The sequence below is a fragment of the Rhizobium cerradonense genome, from assembly GCF_030182455.1.
GTDB lineage: Bacteria > Pseudomonadota > Alphaproteobacteria > Rhizobiales > Rhizobiaceae > Rhizobium.
This window is the reverse complement of sequence record NZ_JAQJCK010000004.1, coordinates 237,993-262,988: the sequence shown is the minus strand read 5'-3', so window position 1 is coordinate 262,988 and position 24,996 is coordinate 237,993. Positions and strand designations below refer to the sequence as shown.

Genomic DNA, 24,996 nt, shown 5'->3' with positions numbered 1-24,996 from the left:
TGGCGTTCAAGGGACCGGGCGCTTCCGGCAACAATCATACGATCATTGAATACGCCCATCGCCATGGATTGCAAAGCCGCAAACCCGCGCCGCAGCCATCAAAAATTGACACGGTGACATAAGAAACCGCGATTCCTGCCGAGTTTACCTAAGCTATATCTCCGCCGACAGGATCCTACGGGCGTCAATCGTCCGAATAGCGCTGCTCCCGCCAGGGATCGCCATACATGTGATAGCCATTCTTCTCCCAGAAGCCGGCCCTGTCGGCACCGATGAGTTCGATGCGGTTCAGCCACTTCGCGCTCTTCCAGAAATAAAGATGTGGCACGACGAGACGCATCGGGCCGCCATGCTCGCCGGTCAATGGCTGGCCCTCCCAGGCAGTGGCGAGGATCGCATCTTCGGCCGCGAAATCCGAAAGAGGGAGGTTGGTGGTGTAGCCGTCATAACTCGTCAGCAGCACATGATGCGCTTCGGCCGTCGGCATAGCGAGATCGAGCATATCGCGCGTCGAAACCCCTTCCCAGCGATTGTCGTAGCGCGACCAGGTCGTCACGCAATGGATATCGCTGACGCGGGTGCTTTGCTCGATCGCCTGGAAAGCCGCCCAATCGAGGCTGAGCCGCGTTTCCACGAAACCGACCACATCGAGCCGCCAGCTCGACAAGGACACATGTGGCTGCACGCCGAGATCGAGCACCGGCCAGTTCTTGACGAGATGCTGCCCCGGCGGCAGCCGCTCGGTCTCGGGTCGGCTGATGCGCCCCGTCAGAAACTTGCCCTCCGCCGCCCAGCGGCGCTTTGACGTGGTGAGCTTGCTATCGGCGGGGATCTGATCGTCGCTCATGCAGGCATCCTCTCTGCGGCGCAGAAATAGGATAGCCGAGGTATGTCCGTGTCAAGTCAGGGGCAGTTAATAGCCGACTATATTGCCTCGATGGCGATGCAGAACAGCTCCGCCTTGCCAGAGATCGAGCGTCGTACGGCGACGTCATTCGAAACAAGAAGGCAATCGCCCGCGGCAAGCACAGCATCGTCAATCTCGACATCGCCGCGATGGCAAAGAACAAGGCTGGTCCCGCCCTCGAAAGCGACTTCGCTATTTCCGTCGACCGAGACACGCCGCACCGAATGCGTAAAGCGCGCCCGCCGCGTCATCACATTGAGATCCGTGATCGTCCCGTCAATCAAAGTTGCCGAGGTCGGCGCATCGGCCGCGAAGGGCAGCGGCTCGCTCGCCTGCGTCAGGCGTTCAGGCGCGCGCGCCTCGATAAAGAGGGTCATACCCTCGCCATCAAGAATGGATAGCGTACGATCGATGCCCGGAAAGACCGAGAACGGCCCATCCGTGGCAACGGTCGCCATGCTGACGCGCCAGTCGAAGTCTGCAAGCCCGGCGCCGTCGGGCGAAACGGCGATCTCCACCGTCTCCCCGCCGCCGTTTTTCCAGGGCATGCGCTTGTGGTCACTGGCGCGCAGCAGCTTCATCTTAGTTCCCCAGGATGGCCGGCAGGCGCAGGCCCTGCTTCTTGGCCCAATCGAGGGCGATGTCGTAGCCGGCATCGGCATGGCGCATGACGCCGGTTGCCGGGTCGTTCCAGAGAACGCGCTCCAGGCGCTTGGCCGCATCATCGGTGCCGTCGGCGCAGATGACCATGCCGGAGTGCTGGGAAAAGCCCATGCCGACGCCGCCGCCGTGATGCAGCGATACCCAGGTAGCGCCGGATGCGGTGTTGAGCAGGGCGTTGAGCAGCGGCCAGTCGGAAACGGCATCCGAGCCGTCCTTCATGGCTTCCGTTTCGCGGTTCGGCGAAGCAACCGAGCCAGAGTCCAAATGGTCGCGGCCGATGACGACGGGCGCCTTCAGCTCGCCATTCCTGACCATTTCGTTGAAGGCAAGGCCGAGACGGTGGCGATCGCCGAGACCGACCCAGCAAATGCGTGCCGGCAGACCTTGGAAGGCGATACGCTCGCGCGCCATGTCCAGCCAGTTGTGCAGGTGCTTGTTGTCGGGCAGCAGCTCCTTCACCTTGGCGTCGGTCTTGTAGATATCTTCCGGATCGCCCGAGAGAGCAGCCCAGCGGAAGGGACCGATGCCGCGGCAAAAGAGCGGACGGATATAGGCCGGCACGAAGCCCGGGAAAGCAAAGGCATTTTCGAAGCCTTCATCCTTGGCGACCTGGCGAATGTTGTTGCCGTAGTCGAGCGTCGGCACGCCAGCATCCCAGAAGGCGACCATGGCTTCGACATGCACCTTCATCGAAGCGCGGGCGGCAGCTTCGACGGCTTTCGGATCGCTCTCGCGCTTGGCCCGGTGTTCGGCCACCGTCCAACCGGCCGGCAGGTAGCCGTTCAGCGGGTCGTGGGCAGAAGTCTGGTCGGTGACGATATCCGGACGCGGACCGCCGGCCTTCATGCGCTTCACCAGTTCCGGGAAGATTTCGGCAGCATTGCCGAGCAGGCCGACGGACTTGGCTTCGCCAGCCTTCGTCCACTTGTCGATCAGGGCCAACGCTTCGTCGAGCGTCTTCGCCTTTTCGTCGACATAACGGGTGCGCAGGCGGAAATCGATGCGGGTTTCGTCGGATTCGACGGCGAGGCAGCAGGCACCAGCCATGACGGCGGCCAGCGGCTGTGCGCCGCCCATGCCGCCGAGACCGCCGGTCAGGATCCACTTGCCCTTCAGGTTGCCATTATAGTGCTGGCGACCGGCTTCGACAAAGGTCTCGTAGGTGCCCTGCACGATGCCCTGCGTGCCGATATAGATCCACGAGCCGGCCGTCATCTGGCCGTACATGGCAAGGCCCTTTTTATCCAGCTCGTTGAAGTGATCCCAGGTCGCCCAGTGTGGCACGAGGTTGGAGTTGGCGATCAGCACGCGCGGCGCATCCTTGTGGGTGCGGAATACGGCGACCGGCTTGCCGGACTGCACCAGCAGCGTCTCGTCTTCGTTCAGCGTCTTCAGCGTCGCGGCGATACGATCGAAATCGTCCCAGGTGCGGGCGGCGCGGCCGATGCCGCCATAGACAACCAGCTCGTTCGGGTTTTCCGCAACGTCCGGATCGAGATTGTTCATCAGCATGCGCAGCGGCGCTTCGGTCATCCAGCTCTTGGCGTTGAGCTCCGGGCCACGAGGAGCGCGGATTTCGCGGATATTATGGCGTGGGTTGGTCATGTCATATCTCCAAAGAGGGCAGGATGCCGGCGGATACGGATGCGTTGAGTGCGCCGGAAGCGACCAGGTCGCTGGCGGCCTTGAGGTCGTTTGCCATGTAGCGGTCTTCATCCAGCGTAGGCGCTGCGGCACGGATGGTGGCAATGGCAAGGGTCAGTTCGGGACTGGTGGTCAGTGGCGCACGTAGCTCGACGCCCTGTGCGGCCGTCAGCGCCTCGATGCCGACGATGCCGAAGAGATTGTCGGTCATCGGCAGGAGCCGGCGGGCGCCATGGCAGGCCATCGACACGTGGTCCTCCTGATTGGCGGAGGTCGGCGTCGAATCGACAGAAGCCGGGTGCGACATCTGCTTGTTTTCCGACATCAACGCTGCGGAGGTGACCTCGGCAATCATCAGTCCGGAGTTCAGACCGGGCTTCTTGGCGAGGAAAGCCGGCAAGCCATAGCTCAGTGCCGGATCGACCAGCAGCGCGATGCGGCGCTGCGAGATCGCGCCGATCTCGCAGACGGCAATCGCGATCTGGTCGGCGGCGAAAGCCACCGGCTCGGCATGGAAGTTGCCGCCGGACACCACGGAATTGTCCGAGAGCACAAGCGGATTGTCGGTGACCGCATTGGCCTCGATTTCAAGCGTGCGACCGGCCGAACGCAGGAGATCCAGACAGGCGCCGTCGACCTGCGGCTGGCAGCGGATGCAATAGGGGTCCTGTACGCGCTCATCACCTTCGATGTGGCTTTGACGAATCACCGAACCGGTAAGCAGGCCGCGGAGGGCAGCGGCGGTATCGATCTGGCCTTTATGGCCGCGCAACGTGTGGATATCGGGATGGAACGGTGCCGAGGAGCCCATGGCGGCATCCGTCGACATCGCGCCGGTGATGAGGGCTACCTGCGCGGCGCGATGGGCGCGAAAGAGACCGGCCAGAGCAAGTGCGGTCGAGACCTGCGTGCCGTTGATCAGCGCCAGCCCTTCCTTGGCGGCAAGCACGACCGGCGTCAGTCCAGCCTTTTTCAGCGCAGCAGCGCCGTCCAGCCGCTCGCCAGCATAAAAGGCCTCGCCATGACCCATCATGACGGCGGTCATATGCGCGAGCGGGGCGAGATCGCCGGAAGCGCCGACAGAACCCTTCTCGGGGATGACGGGCACGACGCCCTTTTCCAGCATCGCCTCGATCAACCGCACCAGTTCCAGACGCACGCCGGAAGCGCCGCGGCCAAGCGAGATCAGCTTCAGCGACAGGATAAGGCGAACGACGTTCTCCGGCAGCGGCTGGCCGACGCCGCAGCAATGCGAAAGAATGAGGTTGCGCTGCAGGGTGGCGACGTCGGCGCTGTCGATCTTGATGGAAGCCAGTTTACCGAAGCCGGTATTGATGCCGTAGACCGGCGCATTGCCGGCGGCAATCTCGGCGATACGCGCTGCAGCTTTGAGAATGCCGGCATCGAAGGAGGCATCGAGCTTGGCAGGCTCGCCGGTCCAATAGATCGCGGCCAATTGTTTCAGCGAAACGGAGCCGGGATGGAGAGTGACAGTCATCGGTCGAATCTTTCCCCCTTAAAGATGCGGGCGTGGAGCGGATTGAAGCCGATGCGATAGACAAGCTCGGCAGGGCTTTCGATATTCCAGATGGCGAAATCGGCCGATTTGCCGGCCTCCAGCGTGCCGGTCTTGGAAAGCAGGCCGAGCGCGCGGGCGCCTTCACGGGTGGCACCCGCGATGCATTCCTCGACCGTCAGGCCGAAGAGGGTTGCTGCCATGTTCATCGTCAGCAGCATGGAGGTCAACGGCGAGGTGCCGGGATTGCAGTCGGTGGCGATGGAGATTGGAACACCCGCCTCGCGCAGCGCCTTGACCGGCGGCTTCTGCTTCTCATGAATGGCGTAGAAGGCGCCGGGCAGAAGGACCGCGACCGTGCCGGCATCCGCCATCGCCTTCACGCCGTCCTCATCCAGATATTCGACATGGTCGGCGGAAAGCGCGCCATAGGAGGCGGCAAGCTTGGCGCCGCCGAGATTGGAAAGCTGCTCGGCATGCAGTTTCACCGGGATGCCAAGCGACTTGGCAAGATCGAAGACGCGGGCAATCTCAGCCGGCGAAAAGGCGATCCCCTCGCAGAAGCCGTCGACGGCATCGGCCAAGCCCTTGGCATGCGCCTGCTTGAGACCCGGCAACACGACATCGGAAATATAGTCGTCGTTGCGGCCCTTGTAATCCGCCGGCGTCGCATGCGCGGCGAGATAGGATGTGACGACGCGAACCGGACGGGCGTCTTCCAGCGCCCGGGCGGCTTGCAGCATCTTCAATTCGGATTCGATGCTGAGGCCATAGCCGGATTTCACCTCGATCGTGGTGACGCCTTCGGCAAGCAGCGTATCGAGGCGCGGCAAGGCCGTCGCAATAAGATCGTTGACGGAAAGCGCGCGCGTTGCGTTGACGGAGGAAACGATGCCACCGCCGGCCCGCGCAATCTCTTCGTAACTCGCGCCTTCCAGACGCATCTCGAATTCGCGGGCGCGGTTACCTCCGTGAACGATGTGCGTGTGGCAATCGACGAGACCGGGCGTAACCCAGCGGCCTTCGAGATCGATGGTTTCGGCATCGCCGATCTCAGGCGCATCGCTTTCGCTGCCCGCGAAAAGGATGCGGCCACCCTTGGTCAGGATCGCACCCTTCTCGACAATGCCGAGCCCCGGCGCATCCTCTCGCAAGGTCGCCAGACGGGCATTGCGCCAAAGGCGGCTTTCGCCCTCGGATCTTACGCTATCGCCGGAAAAATTGTTCCCACTCATCAGCTTTACGCCTTTCCTTATGGGCTCATAATGTATATACATATTAAAAGAACTGACAAGAGGGATTTTGGACTCGGTATCCAAAAGGAAAGAGCTAGGTCATGACGAAACTCCATGCACGTTCGGCACTGCTTCAGGATGGCTGGCGGGAAAATGTCCGACTGACTCTGGAGGATGGCCGCATTGCCGGCATCGAGGCTGATGTTGCGGCAGAGGCCGGTGACGAGCGGCACGACGTTCTGGTTCCTGCCATGCCCAACCTCCACAGCCATGCCTTTCAGCGCGCCATGGCCGGCCTTGCCGAAGTCCGAGGCCCGGCGAACGACAGCTTCTGGAGCTGGCGGACCGTCATGTACAAGTTCGCGCTCTCGATGACCCCCGATCATGTCGAGGCGGTGGCCGCGCAGCTCTACATGGAAATGCTGGAAGCCGGTTTTTCCCGGGTCGGCGAGTTCCATTATCTGCATCACGACAAGGACGGCAGCCCCTATGCCAACATTGCCGAGCTTGCCGAGCGCATCGGCGCGGCAAGCACTGAAACCGGCATTGGGTTGACGCTGCTGCCGGTCTTCTACGCCCATTCCGGCTTCGGCGGCGCAGCCCCCATCGACGGCCAGCGACGCTTCATCAATTCGCTCGATCGATTCGAGGCCCTGATGGCCGGCTGCCGGACGATCGTTGATCGGGTGCCGGGTGCCGAACTCGGCCTTGCCCCGCACAGCCTGCGGGCAGTAACGCCCGAGGAGCTGGCAAAACTCGTGCCGCTCGCCGGCGACGGACCGATCCATATCCACGTCGCCGAGCAGGTGAAGGAAGTCGAGGATTGCATTGCCTGGTCCGGCGCGCGACCGGTCGAATGGCTGCTCGATCACGCCCCGGTCGACGGGCGCTGGTGCCTAATCCACGCCACCCACATGACCGATGACGAAACCCGGCGGATGGCGAAAAGCGGTGCGATCGCCGGCCTCTGCCCGGTGACGGAAGCCAATCTCGGCGACGGCACCTTTCCGGCACCGCTGTTTCTGGAGGAAGGCGGCCGCTATGGCATCGGCTCGGATTCCAATATCCTGATTTCCGTTCCGGAAGAGCTGCGGCAGTTGGAATATTCGCAGCGCCTGGCGCTGCGGGCCCGCAATGTCATCGCTTCATCGGGCGGCTCGACGGCGCGCGCACTGTTCGATCACGCAATCGCCGGCGGCGGTGTGGCATTGAAGGCGCCGGCCGGGCTCGCCATCGGCCGTTACGCCGATGTGGTTTCCCTCGATGTCAGCGCCGTTCCCTATCTCTCCGGCGATCAAATCCTGGATCAGTGGATGTTTGCCGGCGGCGTTGCCGTCGACAGCGTCTGGGCGCAGGGCCGCAAACAGGTCGAAGGCGGGCGGCACAACAGACGGGAAGCAATCTCCGCTCGATTCCGCGCTGTGATGAGCGAACTAATCGGTTGAAAAAGAATTTTTCCTCGCGACAATGAAATCCTAAATAAACAAAGTGACGATTACCCAGGTCTCACGAGGAAGCGGTCGGCGGCATGACCACAGGTAAAGAGGCGACGCTCCATCAGCGTATCCTGAACGATATCGAGAGCCGGATCGTTTCCGGCGATTGGCCGCCCGGCCATCGGATTCCCTTCGAACTTGCCCTGGCCGAACAATATGACTGTTCGCGCATGACGGTGAACAAGGCGCTGACGCAGCTTGCCCGGGCCGGATTGATCGAGCGGCGGAAGCGCTCAGGGAGTTTCGTCACTCAGCCACAGGCGCAATCGGCAGTGTTGGAAATCCACGACATCAAGTCGGAAATCCTGTCGCTGAACCTGCCCTACTCCCATAAGATCGTGAAACGCGCCAAGCGCAAGGGTCGTCCCGAGGATGCGCGGCGGCTGCAATTTGCCGGCGCGGTCTCGGTGCTGGACATCACCTGCATTCACTACGCCGGCCGCCGGCCTTTCTGTCTGGAAGACCGCGTCATCAATCTCGACGCCGTACCGGAGGCGGCTCAGGTCGATTTCGACGCATTGCCGCCGGGACCGTGGCTGATCAATCAGGTGCCATGGAGCACGGCCGAGCACCAGATCCGCGCCATCCCCGCCGAGGGCGAGGCCGCCACGAGCCTCGACATTGCCAAAGGCACCGCCTGCCTCGTCATCGAACGGCGCACCTGGAGCAACCTCGGACCGATCACACATGTCCGCCTCACCTATCCCGGCGATCGTCATACGCTGGTGGCGCGCTTCACGCCGTCAAGCTGAAACCGTAGACCGGAAAGCATTTCACGGAATCGCTTTCCGCTCTATCCCTTTGTTTCTACGCATTCCAGACGGAAAACCGCTTCGCACTTTTCCTGGAATTGCTTAGCCGCTACTGGCGCTGGGCGGGCTCGGTCTGCATCGGGATAAGGTTGTCGGATTGATGGATGGGCTTTACGGGATTGACCAGCAAAATGCTGAGCGCAATCAGCACCAACGCAAGGATGAGGGTAAGGCCGATCAAAAGTGGACGAATCGCGATCATTTCGGTTCTCCAATCTTTCGTGTCCTAGCCATAACGTGACAGGAAGGGGATTTTGAGGCAACCAGCTTTTTTGCGCTTAAACATTGCGCCAAACTGCAAAATTTCAACCTCAATCCCCGAATTGATCGGAGTTTTGGCTCGGACTTGACAGACACCCTACCAATAGGTAGGCAAAGTGAATGAGCAATATTTCGACCAAAGCGGACGAGATCGTCCAATCGGCACGCGGCCTGATCATCGCGGGCGGCTATAACAGCTTCAGCTTCGCTGATATTTCGGCAGAGGTCGGCATTCGCAAAGCCAGCATTCATCACCATTTTCCGACCAAGGCCGATCTCGTCAGGACCGTCGTGGCGCGTTATCGGGAAGAGGCTCGGCAGGGTCTCGCCGGGGTCGACGCCAATATTGCCGATCCCGTTGCACGCCTTCGCGCCTATACGGGCTTCTGGGAAGCATGCATCCGAGACAATACCGCACCCTTCTGCATCTGCGCCATGCTTGCCGCCGAACTGCCGGTGCTGCCGGCCGATGTTGCCGCCGAAGTGCGAGGGCATTTCCGGGATCTCTCGAGTTGGCTTGCCGCCGTGATGGAAAAAGGGGCGGCCGAAGGCCGTCTTATTTTGCCGCGCCCGGCAGCGGGGGAAGCTCTGTCCTTCATGGCAACCGTGCATGGCGCCATGCTCTCGGCGCGAGCCTATGGCGACCCGTCAGTCTTTGCCACCATCGTCGAACCGCTGTTCGATCGGCTGGCCACTCTCCATTGAAATTATTCAGATTTTCGTGATGTGGACCGATAACGCGGCTCTCACGCTTGTTTGATTGGCGGAGCTACCGAGTGGTAGATAGGATCGCCTTCGTTGCAATCGAGATGACTTCCTCCGGTTCTCTCATGCAAGGAATTCTGTTGGCCGACCTTGGCCGCTCTGTCGAAAAAACCTACCGATTAGTAGGTAGATCAAAGGAGACTATTCATGGATCGCAAGCATCTGACGAAGGGCATATTGGCACTGGCCACCGGCGCTGTCGTAACGCTCGCCGCGCTACAGGGCGCCAATGCCGCCGACCCCGTCCGCGTACGCGGCACGATCGAAAGCCTCGATGGCGACACGCTCAACGTCAAGTCCCGCGACGGCAAGGACATCGCCGTCATGCTGAAATCCGGCTGGGCCGTCGCCGGCGTCACCAAGGCCTCAGCCGCCAATATCAAGCCCGGCGATTTCGTCGGCATCGCCAATGAGCCAACCGCCAGCGGCGTTGCCGGCGCCATCGAAGTCGTGATCTTCCCCGCCTCGATGAAGGGCACCGGCGAAGGCGACCGCCCCTGGGATTCGAAGCCGAACAGCTCGATGACCAATGCCACGGTCGCCAATGCCGTCAAGTCGGTCAATGGCCCGACGCTCACCCTGACCTATAAGGGCGGCGAGAAGAAAATCAACATTCCGGACGGAACTCCGGTCGTGACCTTCACCTCGGCCACCAAGGACGATCTGAAGGCAGGCGCCGGTGTCTTCATCACCGGCCAAACCACAGGTGACGGCATCGTTTCCACCAATCTCGTTGCCGTCGGCGTCAACGGCACTGTTCCGCCGATGTGATCTTCCCTTCCCGCCCAAGGGAAGCCTGCAGGCCAATCGGCACCCGCCCCCGCCGTAGCCTGCCATGCGGCGCTCCAGATTCAGTTCCCTCGCTGATGGGGCGCCGCCACTTTCCCGGTGGATTTGTGGTACTCTGCAGCCAGGGTTTCCAAAGGGTTCATTGAAGATTTCGAGAGGAGCCTAGCCATGGCCGACATCGATACGACCGGTGCACCACCTGCGCCTCCCCGGACGATCTACATTCGCCGGCATTCGATCGTTACCCGCCTGACGCACTGGCTGAATGTGCTCTGTCTTTCGCTGCTGCTGATGAGCGGCATGCAGATTTTCAACGCCCATCCTGCCCTTTACTGGGGGCAGTACGGCGCCAATGCCGATCCATCCTGGCTGCAGATATCGGCCACCGATGGCGACAACCAGCCCTACGGCACCTTCCGCATCGGCGGCCTGACGATCCCGACGACCGGCGTTCTCGGCGCCTCGAAAGAGGATGGCGAATGGACCGAACGCGCTTTTCCCGCCTGGGCAACGATCCCGAGCTACCAGGACTTGGCCGCCGGCCGGCGCTGGCATTTCTTCTTTGCCTGGCTCTTCGTCTTCAACGGCCTGATCTATCTGCTCTATGGCTTCATTGCCGGCCATTTCCGCCGCGACTTGGCGCCCTCGGGTGCCGAGGTCTCGCCGCGCAATCTCTGGCATGAAATCATTGAGCACGCCCGCCTGCGCTTCCCGAAAGGCGAGAAGGCAAAGCGCTACAATGCATTGCAAAAGCTCAGCTACCTGATCGTCATCTTCATCCTGCTGCCGCTGATGCTGGCGACCGGGCTCACCATGTCGCCCGGCATCGATGCCGGCTACCCGTTCCTGCTCGATATCTTCGGCGGGCGGCAGACGGCGCGCGGCATTCATTTCATCACCGCCTGGACGATCGTTCTGTTCGTCCTGGTCCATGTGGCGATGGTCATCCTGTCCGGTCTCTGGAACAATATGCGTTCCATGGTGACCGGCCGCTACGCCATCCGTAGGGAAGGAGAGGACGCATGAGCAAGATCGTCAGCCGCCGCGGCTTCCTCATCGGCTCTGTCGCCAGCCTCGGCGCTATCGGCCTTACCGGCTGCGACGACGTCACCGAGAACCAGAACGTCCAGAAGGTTCTCGCGCTGGCCGAAGGTCTGACCATGGGCACACAACGCCTTCTCGTCCCGCCGCAGACGCTTGCCCGCGAATATACCGAAAAGGACCTCTCGCCGACCTTCCGCTCGAACGGCACGGATAATCCCGGCACTGCGGATTATGCCGCAATGGTGGAAAACGGCTTCTCCACCTGGAAGCTAAAGATCGACGGCATGGTCAACCAGCCGATGGAGTTTTCGCTGGCCGACCTGAAGAAACTGCCGTCGCGCACGCAGATCACCCGGCACGACTGCGTGGAAGGCTGGAGCGCCATCGGCAAATGGACCGGCGTGCCGCTTGGCCTCATTCTGCAGAGCGCCGGGCTGAAGCCGGGCGCGCGTTATGCGGTGTTCTATTGCGCCGACGAATTAGAGCAGACGCTCGACGGCAGCGGCCGCTACTACGAGAGCCTCGACCTGATCGACGCCTTTCATCCGCAGACGATCCTCGCCTATTCGATGAACGGCAAGGATCTCGAAGTCGCCCACGGCGCGCCGCTGCGTCTGCGCGTCGAGCGCCAGCTCGGCTACAAGCACGCCAAATATGTCATGCGCATCGAAATCCGCGACAAATTCAACGATCTCTGGGGCGGCAAAGGTGGCTTCTGGGAAGATCGCGGCTACGAATGGTATGCCGGAATTTGAAGGCATTACTTTAGCATGTTTCAATTTGTCGCAGGTCGCTTCAGGCCGGAACACTTATGCGTGCAGGTACGTTCTCGCAAAGGGCAATTATGCCCTTTCGGAGGAAATGCACATGCTGAGATCGATTTTGATCGCGGCCGTGCTTGCAGCGGCGAGCACCATGCCCGTTTATGCCGCAGCCACGGTGAAATGTGACGATGCTTCCATTATGGCCTTGCAGACCAAAGTGGATGCAATGACCGACCAGACGAAAAAGACAGCCGCCACCAAACAGGTGACTATGGCAAAAGACGCCATGAAGGCGCACAAGATGAAAAATTGTGTGACCCACATGGAAAATGCCGAGAAGGGCATGAGCAAGATGTAACGGCTCGCCGTTGCTTTGGTGGATTCGGAGGACAAGGCCCGGGCTTCCGGGCCTTAAGTTTGTCGGGGGTGCGAGAAGCCGATGTTTGGATACCCATAAGCTCGCCGAAACCGGCCTGTCTTGAAAGTCGCGGTTAAAAGTAATACCTCTATTTTAGCAATCATTACCGGGATTCCCATGAGTACGACCGTAACTGCAAAAGGACAGGTCACGATTCCAAAAGCCGTTCGCGACAAGCTCGGCATTGGCCCCGGAAGCCAGATCGATTTTCGCCGAGCTGCCGATGGCAGCATTGTCCTTGTCCCGGTGGAAACCGGCAGACAAATCAGCCGTTTTGCCAAATTTCGAGGACATGCCGGAAAAGGCCTGAGCACTGACGAGATTATGGCACTGACGCGTGGCGACGATTGATGTGATCTTCGTCGATTCCAACATACTTCTGGATATTATTACCGACGATCCGATTTGGTACGACTGGTCCATCGGCGAGCTCGACAAAGCATCGCTCGTGGGTCCTCTCTACATCAACGACGTCGTTTACGCCGAAATATCCGTTCGCTACCAGCGCATTGAAGATCTCGATGAGATGCTTGTCGGGACTGGCGTCAGCATCATATCGATTCCACGAGCGGCACTTTTCCTTGCTGGCAAGGTTTTTGACCAATATCGAAAAGCTGGTGGAACGCGCACAGGCGTTCTGCCGGATTTCTTCATCGGCTCTCATGCGACCGTCAGCGGCCTCTCCGTACTGACGCGCGACACCAAGCGTTTCCAGACCTACTTCAAATCGGTAACGCTCATTAGCCCGCCAACAGTATAACTATCGCTACCGGATCAGCCGGCCTTTCCGCAGCCTAGCGGCTACCGCCAATATGTCGCGCGGCGTCGGCAAACGAGATGTCCGACTTGATCTCTCGTGTCGACATCGACGTTACCGTATGCCGCACGCCCGGCAGCCGGTTCAGTTCTTGACGCAGCAGCCGATCGAGGGCGGCCATGTCGGCGGCCAATATGTGCAGGAGATAGTCGGCCTCCCCCGTCGTCGCATGGCAGCGCCAGATCAGCGGATGGCGGCGCACCGCGGCTTCGAAGGCATCGAAGCGCTCGACGTCGATCGACACTTGCACGAAGGCTTCCAGTCCGAAGCCGAGCTGTGCCGGATCGAGGATCGTCCGGTAACCGCGGATCACACCGACCTCTTCCAGCGCCTTCACCCGTTTCCAGCACGGCGTCTTGCTGAGACCGACCAGATCGGCGAGCGCGGCAAAGGAGATGCGGGCATTGGCCTCCAGGGCAGAGACGATCTTATGGTCGAGCGCGTCCAAGTCCAGCGTTCCCTCCACTGCCTCCGATAAGGTTGATCGTACTCCTTATTGGCAATTTTAGAAGACAATTAGGAACAATGTTCAAGGGAAAATTTCGTATCCTTCCAAAAGGGCAAATATGCCAGCGGCAAAGGCCGGGACAAAGGGAACGAAGATGCAGAAGCAAGACTATTACGCGCGGATCGAGGCGCCAGACATGCGCGACTATGGCGTTTATCTGCAATGCGACAAGCTGCTCGCCTGCCAGAAGCCACTAAACGGGATGGTCAACGGCGACGAGCTGCAGTTCCAGATCGTCCATCAGGTGGAAGAGCTCTGGATGAAGCTCATCGCCTATACGCTGGTCGACGTGATCGCCTTCATCGAGGAAAACAAGACCCATCGCGTGGTGACGCTGATGGGCCGCGTGCATCGGCTGATGCGGATGATGACGGCGCAGCTCGATCTGCTCGAAACCATGTCGCCGAAGGAATATCAGCAGATCCGCCTGCAGCTCGGCAATGGCAGCGGCCAGGAATCGCCCGGCTTCAAATTCCTGCTGCGCATGCCGCCGGATCTCTGGCGGGCCTTCAAGGCCCATTATCTCGACGCGCTCGGACTAACGGTCGAGGATGTCTATGACGGCAAATATGATCATGGCGACAGCTATGTCGTCGCCGAGGCATTGGCCGAGTACGACGAATTGTTCCAGAAATTTCGCGCCAACCACATCTATCTGATCCAGCGCTCGATCGGGCTCGGCTCGAAATCCCTCAAGGGCCGGCCGGTCGAACTGTTACAGGCCGGCGCTCGCCATCGCTTCTTCCCCGATCTCTGGGATATCCGCGCCGAGATGACCGACCGCTGGGGCAGTCAATACGGCGTGGTGCGCGATTCCATTTCCAGACACGACGACGCGGCGGAATAGGGTACGCGACCCCGCTGACTTATCCGTCGCGCTGCATGGTGCGACGGAACGCTTTCAGCGTTTCGGCGCTGACATGATGTTCCATGCCCTCGGCGTCGATCCGCGCCGTCTCGGGGCTAACGCCAATCCAGCGCAAGAACGCTTCGACCGTCTGATGGCGAGCGCGGATGTTCTGGGCGATCTTATTGCCCGCCTCCGTCAGGAAAACGCCGCGATAGGGCCGCCGCGATACCAGCCCGTCTTCGCAAAGACGTGCCAGCATCTTGGCGACCGTCGGCTGTGACACGCCAAGCCTTGCCGCGATATCCACCTGCCGGGCCTCGTTGCCATCATCGATGAGATCGGCGATCAGCTCGACATAATCTTCCACCAGAGCGCCACGGGTGGCCTCCCGCGTATGCCGAAAACCCTCCGAATGCGTCTCGGCATCCGGCAGCGGTTCGTCGCGATGGATCGGCGGTTTTCTGGCTGGCAATGCGTTTGGCTCCCTGGACGCACGAATAAACTCGCTTTGATCTTTATAGCACGAGCTTCAATCTTGAAAGCGGATGATGATTTTTGCGACGCGCCATCATCGCCATCACAACGCCGCAACTATAAAATATAGCCTATTGCATAATGTTGATATCCAGCATATTTCTTAGTCACATCGTAATTCGATCCCGGAGCCCCGCATGACGCAGATTCAGGAAGCAACCTCGCCGCAAGCGTGGAAATTTGCCCGCCCAGATGAAGAGGCGCGGCTGAGCCTTCCGGAAGTCAATGCAACGATTCATGTTCCGCACGCCGGCACCTGGGTCCGGCGGCTGATCGCCTTCCTCGGGCCGGGCTATATGGTCTCCGTCGGTTATATGGACCCAGGCAACTGGGCGACCGACCTCGCTGGTGGTGCGCAATTCGGCTACACGCTACTAGCGGTCATCATGCTGTCCAATCTGATGGCGATCCTGCTGCAAGCACTTGCAGCCCGGCTCGGCATCGTCACCGGCCGCGATCTGGCGCAGGCTTGTCGCGACCACTATTCGAGACCGGTCAATCTGGCCCTGTGGTTTGCCTGCGAACTTGCCATCATCGCCTGCGATCTCGCAGAGGTCATCGGCACGGCGATCGCGCTGCAATTGCTCTTCGGTATCCCATTGATCGGCGGCGCGCTGATCACCGCGCTCGACGCCTTCCTGCTGCTGCTTCTGATGAATAAGGGCTTCCGCTTCCTGGAGGCCTTCGTCATCGCGCTCCTCATTGTCATCGCCGTCTGCTTCGCCATCCAGATCGCCGCCGCCGCTCCTCCGGTCGCCGCTATCCTCAATGGTTTCATCCCGTCGCCCGAGATCGTCACCAATCACGAGATGCTCTACATCGCCATGGGCATCATCGGCGCGACCGTCATGCCGCATAACCTCTACCTGCATTCCTCGATCGTGCAGACGCGCGCCTATAAGCGCACGGATGAAGGCCGCCGCGATGCGATCAAATGGGCGACCACCGACAGCACGATCGCCTTAATGCTGGCGCTTTTCGTCAACGCTTCGATCCTGATCGTCGCAGCCGTCGCATTCCACAATAGCGGGCATTCGGATGTCGCCGAAATCGGCCAGGCCTTCCAGTTGCTATCGCCGCTGCTCGGCCTTGGGATCGCCTCGACACTGTTTGCCGTCGCACTTCTCGCCTCCGGCCTTAATTCCACCGTGACGGCGACGCTCGCCGGCCAGATCGTCATGGAAGGCTTCCTCCGCCTGCGTATTCCACACTGGGCCAGACGGCTTTTGACGCGCGGCCTCGCAATTATTCCGGTTGTTTTTGTTACTGCATTTTATGGTGAAAAAGGCACTGCCGATTTGCTCGTTCTGAGCCAGGTCATTTTGTCCATGCAACTGCCCTTCGCGGTCATTCCGCTTGTCCAATTCGTCACAGATCGCAGAAAAATGGGCAGATTCACCATCCCAAGGAGCGTTGCCGTTCTCTCCTGGCTGGTTGCGGGCGTCATCCTGGCGCTGAATTTCAAGCTGCTGTACGACACCATCTTCGGTTGACGAATCACCCGTGATGCGAGAATCTGCGAACCTGGAAGATCACGGTAATTAACAGATACGTAATATTTGCCCAGATTTTGACATGATTTGCCCTAGTTTGGGCCCACCGCAGTCTGCAGGGTTCCTCAATTCATGGTCGAAAGTCCATTGCGCGTCCAATTTCCTGCAGAGGCTGCGATTCAGGCGCGGCCGCATCATGAATTTCATATTGCCTTTCTGCCCCGATCCGCCCATCTTCGCCACCTGATCGCCATCGGTCTTGCCGGCACCGCCTCCTGCGGCCTTCTCGCGACCGTTCTCTACCCGCTGCTTGCCCGCCATACGATCGAGCAGGCCGTTCCGATTCACACGGCCCAGCTCGTCCAATCGCAGCCGGCGTTGCACAAGAGCGACCGGCTTGCCACGAAACAGCGTTTCGACGGCGCCCGTTTTGCGCAGGTGGCGGAAAAGACTTCGAGCGGCGAAACCCGTATCTTCACCTATCACCGCACGACACTGGTCTTCAAAGCCGAGGTTACCGAACCCGCAGACAGTGATGCCACGGCCATCAATGCGGCCTATGACGGCGATACACGGACCGAGAACGCGCTATTTTCGCCGCCGTCGCTTGCAGATATCCGCCAGGGCATCTATCCGCATGCCAATCGCTACGACGCGGTCCGGCGCTCACGCTTCCCGGTTCGCGGCGTGCCGTTGAATGTCAGCGTGTCGAAGGCGACCACGGGCGAGGCAGGCCGCGAGTTCAAGAGACTGGTTTCCATGCCCAAGGACCGGCAGGACCTGCAGGATATCCTCGCCTCCGCCGGTCTTGGTGTAGATGCTGGCGACGAGCTGCAGCGTGCCTTGGAAACCGATACGGTTTCGCCCGGCGACAGCCTGGAACTGCTGCTGGAGAAAAAGACCGCCGATGCGCAGCCGAAGCTGATCATGGCTCGCCTCAGCGGCGAGAAGACACCCGAGCGCATTGTGGCGCGCGACGATGCCGACGGCTTCGTGCCTCTTACCGATGACCGGCTGTTTTCCACGCTCTATAGCGAGAGCCAGGCCGACACGCCGTCCTCTTCGGACGTGGCTGCCGTCGACCTCAAGGGCATCGACAGCAACGATCGGTCGATGATCAGCGCCAAGCTGAAGAAGGCGGGGCTTTCCGATGAAAGCGTCGATCAGCTCATGAAGCTCGCCAAGGCGAATGGCGTTTCCCTAACCGGTGGCGACGATGCGCCCGATAGCGTCGACCTGCTGTTCCGCAAGGCGGACAGTGCCAAAAGCGAACTGATGTTCATCGAGTTCCACACCGATGGCGACACGCATCGCTTCTATCTGCACAAGGACGGCGGCGACGGTGCCTCAGAATTCTACGACGAGGGTGGCCACTCCGTCGCCAAGGTGCTGACCCATCGTCCCGTGCCCAACGGCACGCTCGGTGACGGATTTGCCTGGCGCATTCATCCGATCCTCGGCGTCCGGAAATTCCACAACGGCGTCGATTTCCGCGCACCGATGGGCAGCCCGATCATGGCAGCCGGCGACGGCACCGTCGAAAAGATTTCCTGGGAAACGGGCTACGGCAAATATGTCCGCATCCGCCACGACGGCGGCTACGAGACGACCTATGCCCACATTTCCTCGACGCCGTCGGACCTGCATGTCGGCGAGCGCGTTACCCAGGGCCAAGTCATCGCCTATGTCGGCTCGACCGGCTATTCCACCGGTCCGCATCTCTACTACGAACTGCGCGTCAACGGCCGCTACGAAAACCCACTGACCGCCCAGTTGCCGGCCGGCACCAATCTTACCGGCAAGTCGCTGGACAGCCTGCGCTCGCAGGTCAGCCACGTCGACAATATCATGACCTACCTCGACGTGCCGCCGCCGCAAAGCGAAACCCGCCCCTTTACCGCCTTCGACCAGGGACCGGAGCGAGGCCCAGGTGCAGGCGCTGGCCCCGGTCATTCCGGCAGGCCCTGATTGCCGCGATTATAGCGGCACGACCGAGATTCCCCGAACAGCGAAGTTTTGATTCGAGGCTGGAAAACGGAGCCAGCCACGGATGCGTGCTGAACGATGCGCAGCGGGATCGAGTCGCAGCACTGCCGGGTTGAAATCTCAACATGATCCCGCTTCAGGAAACGGAGGGTTTTCCAATGGTTGATGCCCGATGCAGTTGCGGCGCTCTCACGCTGACGCTTTCAGAACCATCGAAATTGGTTGTCGCCTGTCATTGTCTTGACTGCCAACGCAGGACCGGCGCGCCGTTTAGCGTCGGCGCCTTTTATGCCGCCGATGCCGTCGCCATTTCCGGAACTCCAAAAGAGTTCAGCCGCGATGCGGCAAGCGGCGGGAAGGTCCACACCTACTTCTGTCCGAACTGCGGCTCAACCGTCTATTGGAAGGCCGACAGACTACCGTCGCTGATCGGCATTGCCGTCGGCGCGCTGGCAGATCCCAAATTCCCGGCTCCCGTTATATCGGTTTTCGAGCAGTCGAAACACCATTGGGTTCAAATGGATGGCGCCGTCGAACATTTCCAGCAAAGCAGTGCGGCAAAAAATTCGAATCGAGACTCCACTTAACGCAAACGATTAGCCGGCTCAGCAGGTCCGCTATTCACATAAATCGCATAGAGCGAGCTCGTGGCGGTGATGTAAAGCCGGTTGCGCTTCGGGCCGCCGAAGCAGAGGTTCGATATGACTTCGGGAACGAGAATGCGGCCGATCAATGTGCCATCCGGCGCGTAAACCCGGACGGAATCGCCGCTGGAGGCAAAGATGTTGCCATGGCGATCGACCCGGAAACCGTCGAACATGCCGACTTCGCAGGTGGCGAAGACCCGCCCCTCGCTGAGACTGCGCCTGTCCGGATTGACGGAATAGGCCGTGATTGTCGGCGGCAGGCCGGGCACATGCGAACCACCGGTATCGGAGACGTAGAGCACGCTTTCATCCGGCGAAAAGGCAAGGCCGTTCGGCTTGACGCGGTCGCTGGCGACCAGCGTCACCGTTCCGTCCGCCGGATCGATGCGGTAGACATTCGATGCGTTGATTTCCGATGGTGCGGCAAAGCCCTCATAATCACTGTCGATCCCATAGGTCGGATCGGTGAACCAGACCGAGCCATCCGACTTCACGACGACGTCGTTCGGCGAATTCAGCCGTTTGCCGTCGAAATGTTCGGCGAGCGACCGCCACACGCCGTCATGATCAAGCCGGCTGACACGGCGGCGGCCGTGCTCGCAGGCGACGATCCGGCCCTCGAAATCGAGCGTATGGCCATTGTGATAACCAACCAGGCTCTCGAAGACGCCGGCTGCGCCCGTCACCTCGTCATAACGCAGGATTCGGTCGTTCGGTATATCAGACCACACGACATGACGCGCGGCTGGCACATAGACGGGTCCCTCGGTCCAACGCCCGCCCGTCCAAAGCTGCTCCAATTTTGCAGAACCATTGATCAGCGCCTTGAAGCGCTGATCGAGAATATCATACTGGCTCATGATGCTCCGCCCTGTTCCTCACAGCCAGCCAACCTCCGGACCGGCCTCCCGTAGTCGGAAACCAATCTAGAGACAGCAATCATCGGCTGTCAAAAACAAGCTGCGGACATGACACGCTTTTTACCGGCGTCTTTTTCGTTGCTGGAAGATCTATCCTGCCAGCTCCATCGTCCCCGCTCTCCGCAATGCGGGAAAGGGCTAGGGTGAGTGGCCGGGCAGGCGAGCGCGGCGAAACCACGCTTGCCCGACCATCCCCAAATCCCTCAAAAATTACAGCAACTTCTCCAACGTAATCGGCAGATCGCGTATCCGTTTGCCCGTCGCGTGGAAAACCGCATTGGCAATCGCCGGCGCAACGCCGACGATCCCCAGTTCGCCGACCGCTTTGCCGCCGAGCACGGAGGCATGCGGATCGGGGATGCCGACGGAAATCACTTCGATGTCGGGAATATCGGCATTGGTCGGCACGAGATAGTCGCCGAGGTTGTTGTTGATGACGCGCGCGTAGCGCTCATCGACAATGCCCTCTTCAAGCAGCGCCTGGCCGATGCCCATGATGATGCCGCCCTTCCACTGGCTTTCGGCGAGTTTCGGATTGTAGAGCCGGCCGGAATCGAGCGCCGAAACGACGCGTGAGACGCGCACGGTGCCGAAATCCTCGTCGACACGCACTTCGATGAAGTGCGCGCACCAGCTATGCATCGAATAGTCGCCCTCCGTCGGCGACAGCATGGTCGCGATGGTCGAGAAGTTGCGGTAATGATCCGCCTTGCTCTGCTTGTCTTCCGGCAGGGTATTGCGCAGCACCTCGATCTTGTCGCGGCCGATCTGCCGCAGCAGCTCGGCAATAGCGATGCCATTACCGCCGTCGCGTGGCGGCAGAATGCGGCCTTCCGAAACGATCAGCGTATTGGCCTGCAGATCTCGGAACGGCGAGTTGGGATCGTTGATCGCCAGACCCACCAGCTCTTCACGGGCGGCGACTGCCGCCTTGTAGACGGCGCCGGTCATCAGGTTTGCAAGCTGCGAGCCGCCCGCGACGGGCGCGCGTGGCAGGGCGGAATCGCCGAGCTTGACGCGGATCTGTTCGATCGGAATGCCGAGCGTTTCGGCCGCCGTCTGCGCCAGGATCGTATAGGTACCCTGCCCCATGTCGATGCCGCTGCTCGCCACCTCCGCCGAGCCGTCGGCGAGGATGCGCACCAGCGCTTCGCCCGGCGTGCGGCGCACCGGATAGGTGCCGGCGCCCACCCCCCAGCCGATCAGATGCTTGCCGTCCCGCATGGAGCGCGGCGCATGCGAGCGCTTCGCCCAGCCGAAAGCCCTGGCACCGGCCTCGAAAGCCTCGCGCAATTGCCTTGTCGACCAGGGCTTGTCCGCTTCCTGATCCCGCTCGGCATAGTTCTTCAGCCGGATTTCCAGCGGGTCCATGCCGAGTTGGTAGGCGAGCTCGTCGATGGCGCTTTCGATGCCCCAGGCGCTGGGATTTTCGCCGGGCGCGCGCAATGCGCCGGGCTTTACGGTGTTCACCGCCACGATGTTCTGCCGCGACGAGAGATTGGGCGTCGCATACATGATCGAGGTTACGACACCCAACGGCTCGACCGCCACGTCGCCCACCGAAGTCTCGTTGGCGCTCCTGTGAACGATGGAGAGAAGCTTGCCGTCCTTGGTCGCGCCAAGCGCGATCGTCTGCCGCGTGCCGGGCCGACCGCCGAAAGATGTGAAGGTCTGCGGCCGGGTGATGACCAGCTTCACCGGACGGCCGAGCAGCTTCGCCGCCATGACACCAACAGCCCCATGCGGCAAGGCCAGCGCCTTGGAGCCGAAGCCGCCGCCGATATAGGGCGAGATCATCCGCACATTCTCGAAGGGAATACCGAACCATTCGGCATAGGTGCGCGCCATGCCGTCGATCCACTGGCTCGGCTCCCAGAGGGTCAGCATGTCACCATCCCACTTGGCAATCAGCCCATGCGGCTCGATCGGCACATTGTATTCGCGCGGCGTCTTGTATTCCGCCTCGATCTTGACCGGAGCTGCGGCCAGGGCGGCTGCGGCATCGCCCCATTCCCTTGTCATCGGATCGATCGGAAAACCCTCGCCGCCCGTCGAATCTTCAAGACCAAAGATCGCCGGAGCCTCCTCATAGGTGACCTTGACCAGTGCCGCCGCCGCTGTCGCCTGCTCAAAAGTTTCAGCAACGACGACGGCGACATGCTGGCCGCTATAGGTAATGTCCGTGACAAGCGCCCGATACGGGCCTTCCGGACCAGGGGTGTCGAGCCAGGTGGTCGGCGAGTTCAGGTCCGGCATCATATCCGGCGTCAGCACCAGCAGCACGCCCGGTGCTTTCTCCGCCGCCGATATATCCATGCCGATGATGCGGCCGGCGGCGATCGTGCTTTGCACCATCACCGCATGGGTCAGACCCTCAAGATCGTGCTCGACGGCATAGTCGGCCTCGCCCTTGATCTTCGCCGTTCCGTCAAGGCGCGACAGTCGTCCGCCGAGCGCGCCGTCGGCGGCGCTGTGTTTTCTGGTTTCCATGATGGTCATGCCAATTCTCCCATCGTCAGGATGGCACGCTCGACGACACGCGGCGCAAGCGTAATCTTGTAATGATTGGCACCGTGGTAGACGGCACCTTGGACAGCGAGCAGGCTGGCACGCTTCACAGCCGCGGCATCGAGCACCTGCCCCTTCAATGCTTCTTCGACGGCGCGGGCGCGCCACGGTTTGGTGGCGACACCGCCGAGTGCCACCCTGATATCACGGATCGTCCGGCCGTCCGCCTCCAGTTCGAGCCCGACCGCGGCGCTGGCGGCGGCGAACTCATAGGACTGCCGGTCGCGCACCTTGAGGTAGGTCGAACGGCGTGCGGCCGCGGATGTCGGAATGGTGATCGCCGTGATCATCTCGCCCGGCTCGATCGCATGTTCCCGATCGGGCGTCGTTCCCGGCAAAAGGAAGAAATCGTCAATCGCGACTTGGCGGCTGCCGAGATGCACGACGGCATCGAAGGCCACGAGAGCGACCGCGAGATCGCCGGGATTGGTAGCGATACAGGCCTCGCTGGTGCCGAGAACGGCATGATTACGCGTGACGCCGCCGATTGCCGAACAGCCGGAACCGGGTGCGCGCTTGTTGCAGGCGGAAAAGGTCGCCGGATCGCGGAAATAGGGACAGCGTGTACGCTGCATCAAATTGCCGCCGATCGCCGCCATGTTGCGGATCTGCGCCGAGGCGGCAAGCGACAGCGCCTGCGAAACGGCCGGGAATTGCGCCTTGATATTGGCATCGTCGGCGACCCGGCTCATCTTGGCGAGTGCACCGATCATTACACTCCGATCGGTGAGAGAGATGGCATCGAGGCCGGCAAGATGGCTGATATCCACCACTCTCTCTGGTTCAGCAACGCCGCATTTGGCAAGGTCGAGCAGCGTCGTGCCGCCGGCGAGCAGCATGGTGGCGGAAGAGGCCGCGGCTTGCCGGGCTTCATCGACGGAGCCGGCGCGGAGATAGGAGAACTCTTTCATCGGCTGGCCTCCGCTGCTTCGCGCACGGCGGCGACGATGTGCGGATAGGCGCCGCAACGACAGAGATTGCCGGCCATATATTCGCGGATTTCGTCATCCGAGCCGGCATGGCCCTCGCGGATGCAGGCAACGGCGGACATGATCTGTCCCGGCGTGCAATAACCGCACTGGAAGGCGTCATGCTCCAGAAAAGCGGCCTGGACCGGATGCAGATCGCCATTTTCCGCCGCCAACCCTTCGATCGTCGTCACCTTACGACCTTCGACCTGCGCGGCCAACGTCAGGCAGGAGAGCACACGTTCGCCGTCGACATGAACGGTGCAGGCGCCGCATTGGCCCTGGTCGCAGCCTTTCTTGGTGCCGGTCAGACAGAGATGCTCGCGAAGGGCATCGAGAAGCGTGACACGCGGATCGAGCGAAAGCTCGTGCTCGCGTCCGTTGATATCGAGATGGACAATAGTCATCAGGTCACTCCCTGTTCGGGTCATCATCTTGCAATCATCAGGATCTGCCGGTCATGACATCCGCTCTTGACGTCAGCCCGACCGGCGCCAGGTAATCAGGCGACAACGCTTTCGCCGGCGCATGCGGCTTGTGGTGGGACGCCCGAGGGGAGGCTGCGCTTTCACCGTCCTTGATCCTCCGATCAGACGGCAATGGCGTCCCGGCCCTTAATGCGGTAACAATCCTTCGGTACTCCAGAATAAACGGAGGCGCCTCCGTTTATTAACTTAGAGACTTGTCTGGTATCGTCAAGTCGCAATCCGCATGGAGCAAAAATTGGCTTCGAAGCCATCGCCAGGGCTCAAAGACGAAACGCCGCCAGACGCAAAAACCCTGCGTGCGGATGCGCGTCGCAATCGCGACAAGCTCATCGAAGCCGCGGCGCAAGCCTTCGCCAGCCACGGCACCGCTGCCTCGCTCGAAGACATTGCGCGGCGCGCCGGTGTCGGCGTCGGAACGCTCTACCGTCATTTTCCAACCCGCGAACATCTGGTCGAAGTCGTCTATCGCCATGAAGTTGAGGTGCTCTGCAACGCGGCCGAAGAGCTTTCGCGCGAGCGTGCGCCGGATCAGGCGCTGGAGGAATGGATGCACCGCTTCGTCGGCTATATCGCCACCAAGCGCGGCATGGCCGACAGCCTGCGCATCCTGCTCAACAGCAATTCCGAACTCTTCGCCGACAGCTACGGCATGGTGCCGATCGCGCTCCGCGGCCTGATCGAACGGGCCGTCGCCGACGGCTCAATCCGCGCCGATGTCGACAGCACCGACGTGCTGCATGCGCTGTCCGGCACCTACTCCATGCCCACTTCACCGGAATGGCACGACCGCTCCCGCCGCCTCGTCCGCCTGCTGATGGACGGCCTGCGCTGGGGTGCACCGAAAATGCGGGCGCCGTAGGGCCTGATAATCGGTGGGGCACTTCCTATATGCTTTTGAGCTGA

Annotated in this window: 26 protein-coding genes; 14 read left to right on the top strand and 12 right to left on the bottom strand. The window is 61.0% G+C overall.

Annotation, left to right across the window (positions count from 1 at the left end; all coding sequences use genetic code 11):
- Positions 1–184: 184 nt before the first annotated feature.
- From PH547_RS11870 to hutI, 5 genes are all read right to left on the bottom strand, one after another.
- Entirely contained in the window at positions 185–847 is a 663-nt protein-coding gene (locus PH547_RS11870) for a sulfite oxidase-like oxidoreductase (protein WP_283047960.1), read from the bottom strand.
- 77 nt (positions 848–924) lie between these two features.
- A complete protein-coding gene (locus tag PH547_RS11865) occupies positions 925–1,488 on the bottom strand; it encodes a HutD/Ves family protein (protein ID WP_104824743.1) in 564 nt (187 codons plus the stop codon).
- Between the two features lies 1 nt (position 1,489).
- Entirely contained in the window at positions 1,490–3,175 is a 1,686-nt protein-coding gene (hutU, locus tag PH547_RS11860) for a urocanate hydratase (protein WP_104824744.1), read from the bottom strand.
- A gap of 1 nt (position 3,176) precedes the next feature.
- On the bottom strand, positions 3,177–4,712 hold the full coding sequence (gene hutH, locus PH547_RS11855) for a histidine ammonia-lyase (protein ID WP_285168313.1): 1,536 nt from the start codon (positions 4,710–4,712) through the stop codon (positions 3,177–3,179).
- Complete coding sequence (gene hutI / locus PH547_RS11850) at positions 4,709–5,965, bottom strand: imidazolonepropionase (protein ID WP_104824746.1); 1,257 nt, start codon at positions 5,963–5,965, stop codon at positions 4,709–4,711. The genes hutH and hutI overlap by 4 nt, the downstream gene beginning before the upstream one ends.
- A gap of 101 nt (positions 5,966–6,066) precedes the next feature.
- Between hutI and PH547_RS11845 the strand changes: the two genes are divergently transcribed.
- Together PH547_RS11845 and hutC are read left to right on the top strand one after the other, a co-directional pair.
- Positions 6,067–7,410: a formimidoylglutamate deiminase gene (locus tag PH547_RS11845; RefSeq protein ID WP_104824747.1), complete on the top strand. Its 1,344-nt coding sequence runs from the start codon at positions 6,067–6,069 to the stop codon at positions 7,408–7,410.
- 83 nt (positions 7,411–7,493) lie between these two features.
- Positions 7,494–8,213, top strand: a complete 720-nt coding sequence (gene hutC / locus PH547_RS11840; RefSeq protein ID WP_104824748.1) for a histidine utilization transcriptional repressor HutC — start codon at positions 7,494–7,496, stop codon at positions 8,211–8,213.
- 109 nt (positions 8,214–8,322) lie between these two features.
- Here the strand turns inward: hutC and PH547_RS11835 are convergent, their stop codons facing one another.
- Positions 8,323–8,475, bottom strand: a complete 153-nt coding sequence (locus PH547_RS11835; RefSeq protein ID WP_158704499.1) for a hypothetical protein — start codon at positions 8,473–8,475, stop codon at positions 8,323–8,325.
- Between the two features lie 179 nt (positions 8,476–8,654).
- Between PH547_RS11835 and PH547_RS11830 the strand changes: the two genes are divergently transcribed.
- The 7 genes from PH547_RS11830 (at position 8,655) to PH547_RS11800 (ending at position 13,074) form a co-directional block, all read left to right on the top strand.
- Positions 8,655–9,239, top strand: a complete 585-nt coding sequence (locus tag PH547_RS11830; protein ID WP_104824749.1) for a TetR/AcrR family transcriptional regulator — start codon at positions 8,655–8,657, stop codon at positions 9,237–9,239.
- 207 nt (positions 9,240–9,446) lie between these two features.
- A complete protein-coding gene (locus tag PH547_RS11825) occupies positions 9,447–10,070 on the top strand; it encodes a single stranded DNA-binding domain-containing protein (protein WP_104824750.1) in 624 nt (207 codons plus the stop codon).
- Positions 10,071–10,256: 186 nt separating this feature from the next.
- A complete protein-coding gene (locus PH547_RS11820) occupies positions 10,257–11,114 on the top strand; it encodes a cytochrome b/b6 domain-containing protein (RefSeq protein WP_104824751.1) in 858 nt (285 codons plus the stop codon).
- Positions 11,111–11,887 (top strand): molybdopterin-binding protein, encoded by a 777-nt coding sequence (locus PH547_RS11815; protein ID WP_104824752.1) that lies wholly within the window; start codon positions 11,111–11,113, stop codon positions 11,885–11,887. The genes PH547_RS11820 and PH547_RS11815 overlap by 4 nt, the downstream gene beginning before the upstream one ends.
- A 112-nt stretch (positions 11,888–11,999) precedes the next feature.
- Positions 12,000–12,254 (top strand): hypothetical protein, encoded by a 255-nt coding sequence (locus PH547_RS11810; RefSeq protein ID WP_104824753.1) that lies wholly within the window; start codon positions 12,000–12,002, stop codon positions 12,252–12,254.
- 177 nt (positions 12,255–12,431) lie between these two features.
- On the top strand, positions 12,432–12,665 hold the full coding sequence (locus PH547_RS11805) for an AbrB/MazE/SpoVT family DNA-binding domain-containing protein (protein WP_104824754.1): 234 nt from the start codon (positions 12,432–12,434) through the stop codon (positions 12,663–12,665).
- A gap of 1 nt (position 12,666) precedes the next feature.
- Complete coding sequence (locus PH547_RS11800) at positions 12,667–13,074, top strand: type II toxin-antitoxin system VapC family toxin (protein ID WP_104825261.1); 408 nt, start codon at positions 12,667–12,669, stop codon at positions 13,072–13,074.
- 34 nt (positions 13,075–13,108) lie between these two features.
- Here PH547_RS11800 and PH547_RS11795 read toward each other — a convergent pair whose 3' ends face one another.
- Entirely contained in the window at positions 13,109–13,579 is a 471-nt protein-coding gene (locus tag PH547_RS11795) for an Lrp/AsnC family transcriptional regulator (RefSeq protein WP_283047972.1), read from the bottom strand.
- A 154-nt stretch (positions 13,580–13,733) separates the two neighbouring features.
- Here PH547_RS11795 and PH547_RS11790 point away from each other — a divergent pair, with 154 nt between their 5' ends.
- On the top strand, positions 13,734–14,486 hold the full coding sequence (locus PH547_RS11790; protein ID WP_283047974.1) for a tryptophan 2,3-dioxygenase family protein: 753 nt from the start codon (positions 13,734–13,736) through the stop codon (positions 14,484–14,486).
- A gap of 19 nt (positions 14,487–14,505) precedes the next feature.
- On the opposite strand, the gene mntR is transcribed toward PH547_RS11790, so the two are convergent.
- Positions 14,506–14,961 carry a manganese-binding transcriptional regulator MntR gene (gene mntR / locus PH547_RS11785; protein ID WP_104824756.1) on the bottom strand — a complete coding sequence of 152 codons (456 nt, stop codon included), beginning with the start codon at positions 14,959–14,961 and terminating at the stop codon, positions 14,506–14,508.
- Between the two features lie 199 nt (positions 14,962–15,160).
- Between mntR and PH547_RS11780 the strand changes: the two genes are divergently transcribed.
- The 3 genes from PH547_RS11780 to PH547_RS11770 all read left to right on the top strand — a co-directional run bounded on the left by PH547_RS11780 (position 15,161) and on the right by PH547_RS11770 (position 19,089).
- Positions 15,161–16,516: an Nramp family divalent metal transporter gene (locus PH547_RS11780; RefSeq protein WP_285168312.1), complete on the top strand. Its 1,356-nt coding sequence runs from the start codon at positions 15,161–15,163 to the stop codon at positions 16,514–16,516.
- A gap of 132 nt (positions 16,517–16,648) precedes the next feature.
- The gene (locus PH547_RS11775; protein ID WP_285168311.1) at positions 16,649–18,484 is read left to right on the top strand and encodes a M23 family metallopeptidase; all 1,836 of its coding nucleotides are present in this window, start codon (positions 16,649–16,651) and stop codon (positions 18,482–18,484) included.
- A gap of 176 nt (positions 18,485–18,660) precedes the next feature.
- A complete protein-coding gene (locus PH547_RS11770) occupies positions 18,661–19,089 on the top strand; it encodes a GFA family protein (RefSeq protein WP_285168310.1) in 429 nt (142 codons plus the stop codon).
- Here the strand turns inward: PH547_RS11770 and PH547_RS11765 are convergent.
- The 4 genes from PH547_RS11765 to PH547_RS11750 all read right to left on the bottom strand — a co-directional run bounded on the left by PH547_RS11765 (position 19,086) and on the right by PH547_RS11750 (position 24,012).
- The gene (locus PH547_RS11765) at positions 19,086–20,009 is read right to left on the bottom strand and encodes an SMP-30/gluconolactonase/LRE family protein (protein WP_285168309.1); all 924 of its coding nucleotides are present in this window, start codon (positions 20,007–20,009) and stop codon (positions 19,086–19,088) included. The two genes, PH547_RS11770 and PH547_RS11765, sit on opposite strands and share 4 nt — an antisense overlap.
- Positions 20,010–20,279: 270 nt before the next feature.
- Positions 20,280–22,568: a xanthine dehydrogenase family protein molybdopterin-binding subunit gene (locus PH547_RS11760; RefSeq protein ID WP_285168308.1), complete on the bottom strand. Its 2,289-nt coding sequence runs from the start codon at positions 22,566–22,568 to the stop codon at positions 20,280–20,282.
- Positions 22,565–23,548, bottom strand: a complete 984-nt coding sequence (locus PH547_RS11755; protein ID WP_285168307.1) for an FAD binding domain-containing protein — start codon at positions 23,546–23,548, stop codon at positions 22,565–22,567. Before PH547_RS11755 ends, PH547_RS11760 begins: the two co-directional genes overlap by 4 nt.
- Entirely contained in the window at positions 23,545–24,012 is a 468-nt protein-coding gene (locus PH547_RS11750; protein WP_199773499.1) for a (2Fe-2S)-binding protein, read from the bottom strand. Before PH547_RS11750 ends, PH547_RS11755 begins: the two co-directional genes overlap by 4 nt.
- Before the next feature lie 304 nt (positions 24,013–24,316).
- Here PH547_RS11750 and PH547_RS11745 point away from each other — a divergent pair, with 304 nt between their 5' ends.
- Positions 24,317–24,952, top strand: coding sequence for a TetR/AcrR family transcriptional regulator (locus PH547_RS11745; RefSeq protein WP_457900151.1), 636 nt, complete (start codon positions 24,317–24,319; stop codon positions 24,950–24,952).
- Positions 24,953–24,996 lie beyond the last annotated feature (44 nt).

What these genes read in the sequence shown, in the direction of transcription:
- PH547_RS11765 (WP_285168309.1), bottom strand. Translation starts at nt 20,009, where the DNA reads ATGAGCCAGTATGATATTCTCGATCAGCGCTTCAAGGCGCTGATCAAT.
- PH547_RS11770 (WP_285168310.1), top strand. Translation starts at nt 18,661, where the DNA reads ATGGTTGATGCCCGATGCAGTTGCGGCGCTCTCACGCTGACGCTTTCA.
- PH547_RS11810 (WP_104824753.1), top strand. Translation starts at nt 12,000, where the DNA reads ATGCTGAGATCGATTTTGATCGCGGCCGTGCTTGCAGCGGCGAGCACC.
- hutU (WP_104824744.1), bottom strand. Translation starts at nt 3,175, where the DNA reads ATGACCAACCCACGCCATAATATCCGCGAAATCCGCGCTCCTCGTGGC.
- PH547_RS11775 (WP_285168311.1), top strand. Translation starts at nt 16,649, where the DNA reads ATGGTCGAAAGTCCATTGCGCGTCCAATTTCCTGCAGAGGCTGCGATT.
- PH547_RS11760 (WP_285168308.1), bottom strand. Translation starts at nt 22,568, where the DNA reads ATGACCATCATGGAAACCAGAAAACACAGCGCCGCCGACGGCGCGCTC.
- PH547_RS11830 (WP_104824749.1), top strand. Translation starts at nt 8,655, where the DNA reads ATGAGCAATATTTCGACCAAAGCGGACGAGATCGTCCAATCGGCACGC.
- PH547_RS11825 (WP_104824750.1), top strand. Translation starts at nt 9,447, where the DNA reads ATGGATCGCAAGCATCTGACGAAGGGCATATTGGCACTGGCCACCGGC.
- PH547_RS11745 (WP_457900151.1), top strand. Translation starts at nt 24,317, where the DNA reads ATGGAGCAAAAATTGGCTTCGAAGCCATCGCCAGGGCTCAAAGACGAA.
- PH547_RS11815 (WP_104824752.1), top strand. Translation starts at nt 11,111, where the DNA reads ATGAGCAAGATCGTCAGCCGCCGCGGCTTCCTCATCGGCTCTGTCGCC.
- hutI (WP_104824746.1), bottom strand. Translation starts at nt 5,965, where the DNA reads ATGAGTGGGAACAATTTTTCCGGCGATAGCGTAAGATCCGAGGGCGAA.
- PH547_RS11805 (WP_104824754.1), top strand. Translation starts at nt 12,432, where the DNA reads ATGAGTACGACCGTAACTGCAAAAGGACAGGTCACGATTCCAAAAGCC.
- PH547_RS11755 (WP_285168307.1), bottom strand. Translation starts at nt 23,548, where the DNA reads ATGAAAGAGTTCTCCTATCTCCGCGCCGGCTCCGTCGATGAAGCCCGG.
- PH547_RS11870 (WP_283047960.1), bottom strand. Translation starts at nt 847, where the DNA reads ATGAGCGACGATCAGATCCCCGCCGATAGCAAGCTCACCACGTCAAAG.
- PH547_RS11820 (WP_104824751.1), top strand. Translation starts at nt 10,257, where the DNA reads ATGGCCGACATCGATACGACCGGTGCACCACCTGCGCCTCCCCGGACG.
- PH547_RS11835 (WP_158704499.1), bottom strand. Translation starts at nt 8,475, where the DNA reads ATGATCGCGATTCGTCCACTTTTGATCGGCCTTACCCTCATCCTTGCG.
- PH547_RS11790 (WP_283047974.1), top strand. Translation starts at nt 13,734, where the DNA reads ATGCAGAAGCAAGACTATTACGCGCGGATCGAGGCGCCAGACATGCGC.
- PH547_RS11845 (WP_104824747.1), top strand. Translation starts at nt 6,067, where the DNA reads ATGACGAAACTCCATGCACGTTCGGCACTGCTTCAGGATGGCTGGCGG.
- PH547_RS11750 (WP_199773499.1), bottom strand. Translation starts at nt 24,012, where the DNA reads ATGACTATTGTCCATCTCGATATCAACGGACGCGAGCACGAGCTTTCG.
- PH547_RS11780 (WP_285168312.1), top strand. Translation starts at nt 15,161, where the DNA reads ATGACGCAGATTCAGGAAGCAACCTCGCCGCAAGCGTGGAAATTTGCC.
- hutC (WP_104824748.1), top strand. Translation starts at nt 7,494, where the DNA reads ATGACCACAGGTAAAGAGGCGACGCTCCATCAGCGTATCCTGAACGAT.
- hutH (WP_285168313.1), bottom strand. Translation starts at nt 4,712, where the DNA reads ATGACTGTCACTCTCCATCCCGGCTCCGTTTCGCTGAAACAATTGGCC.
- PH547_RS11865 (WP_104824743.1), bottom strand. Translation starts at nt 1,488, where the DNA reads ATGAAGCTGCTGCGCGCCAGTGACCACAAGCGCATGCCCTGGAAAAAC.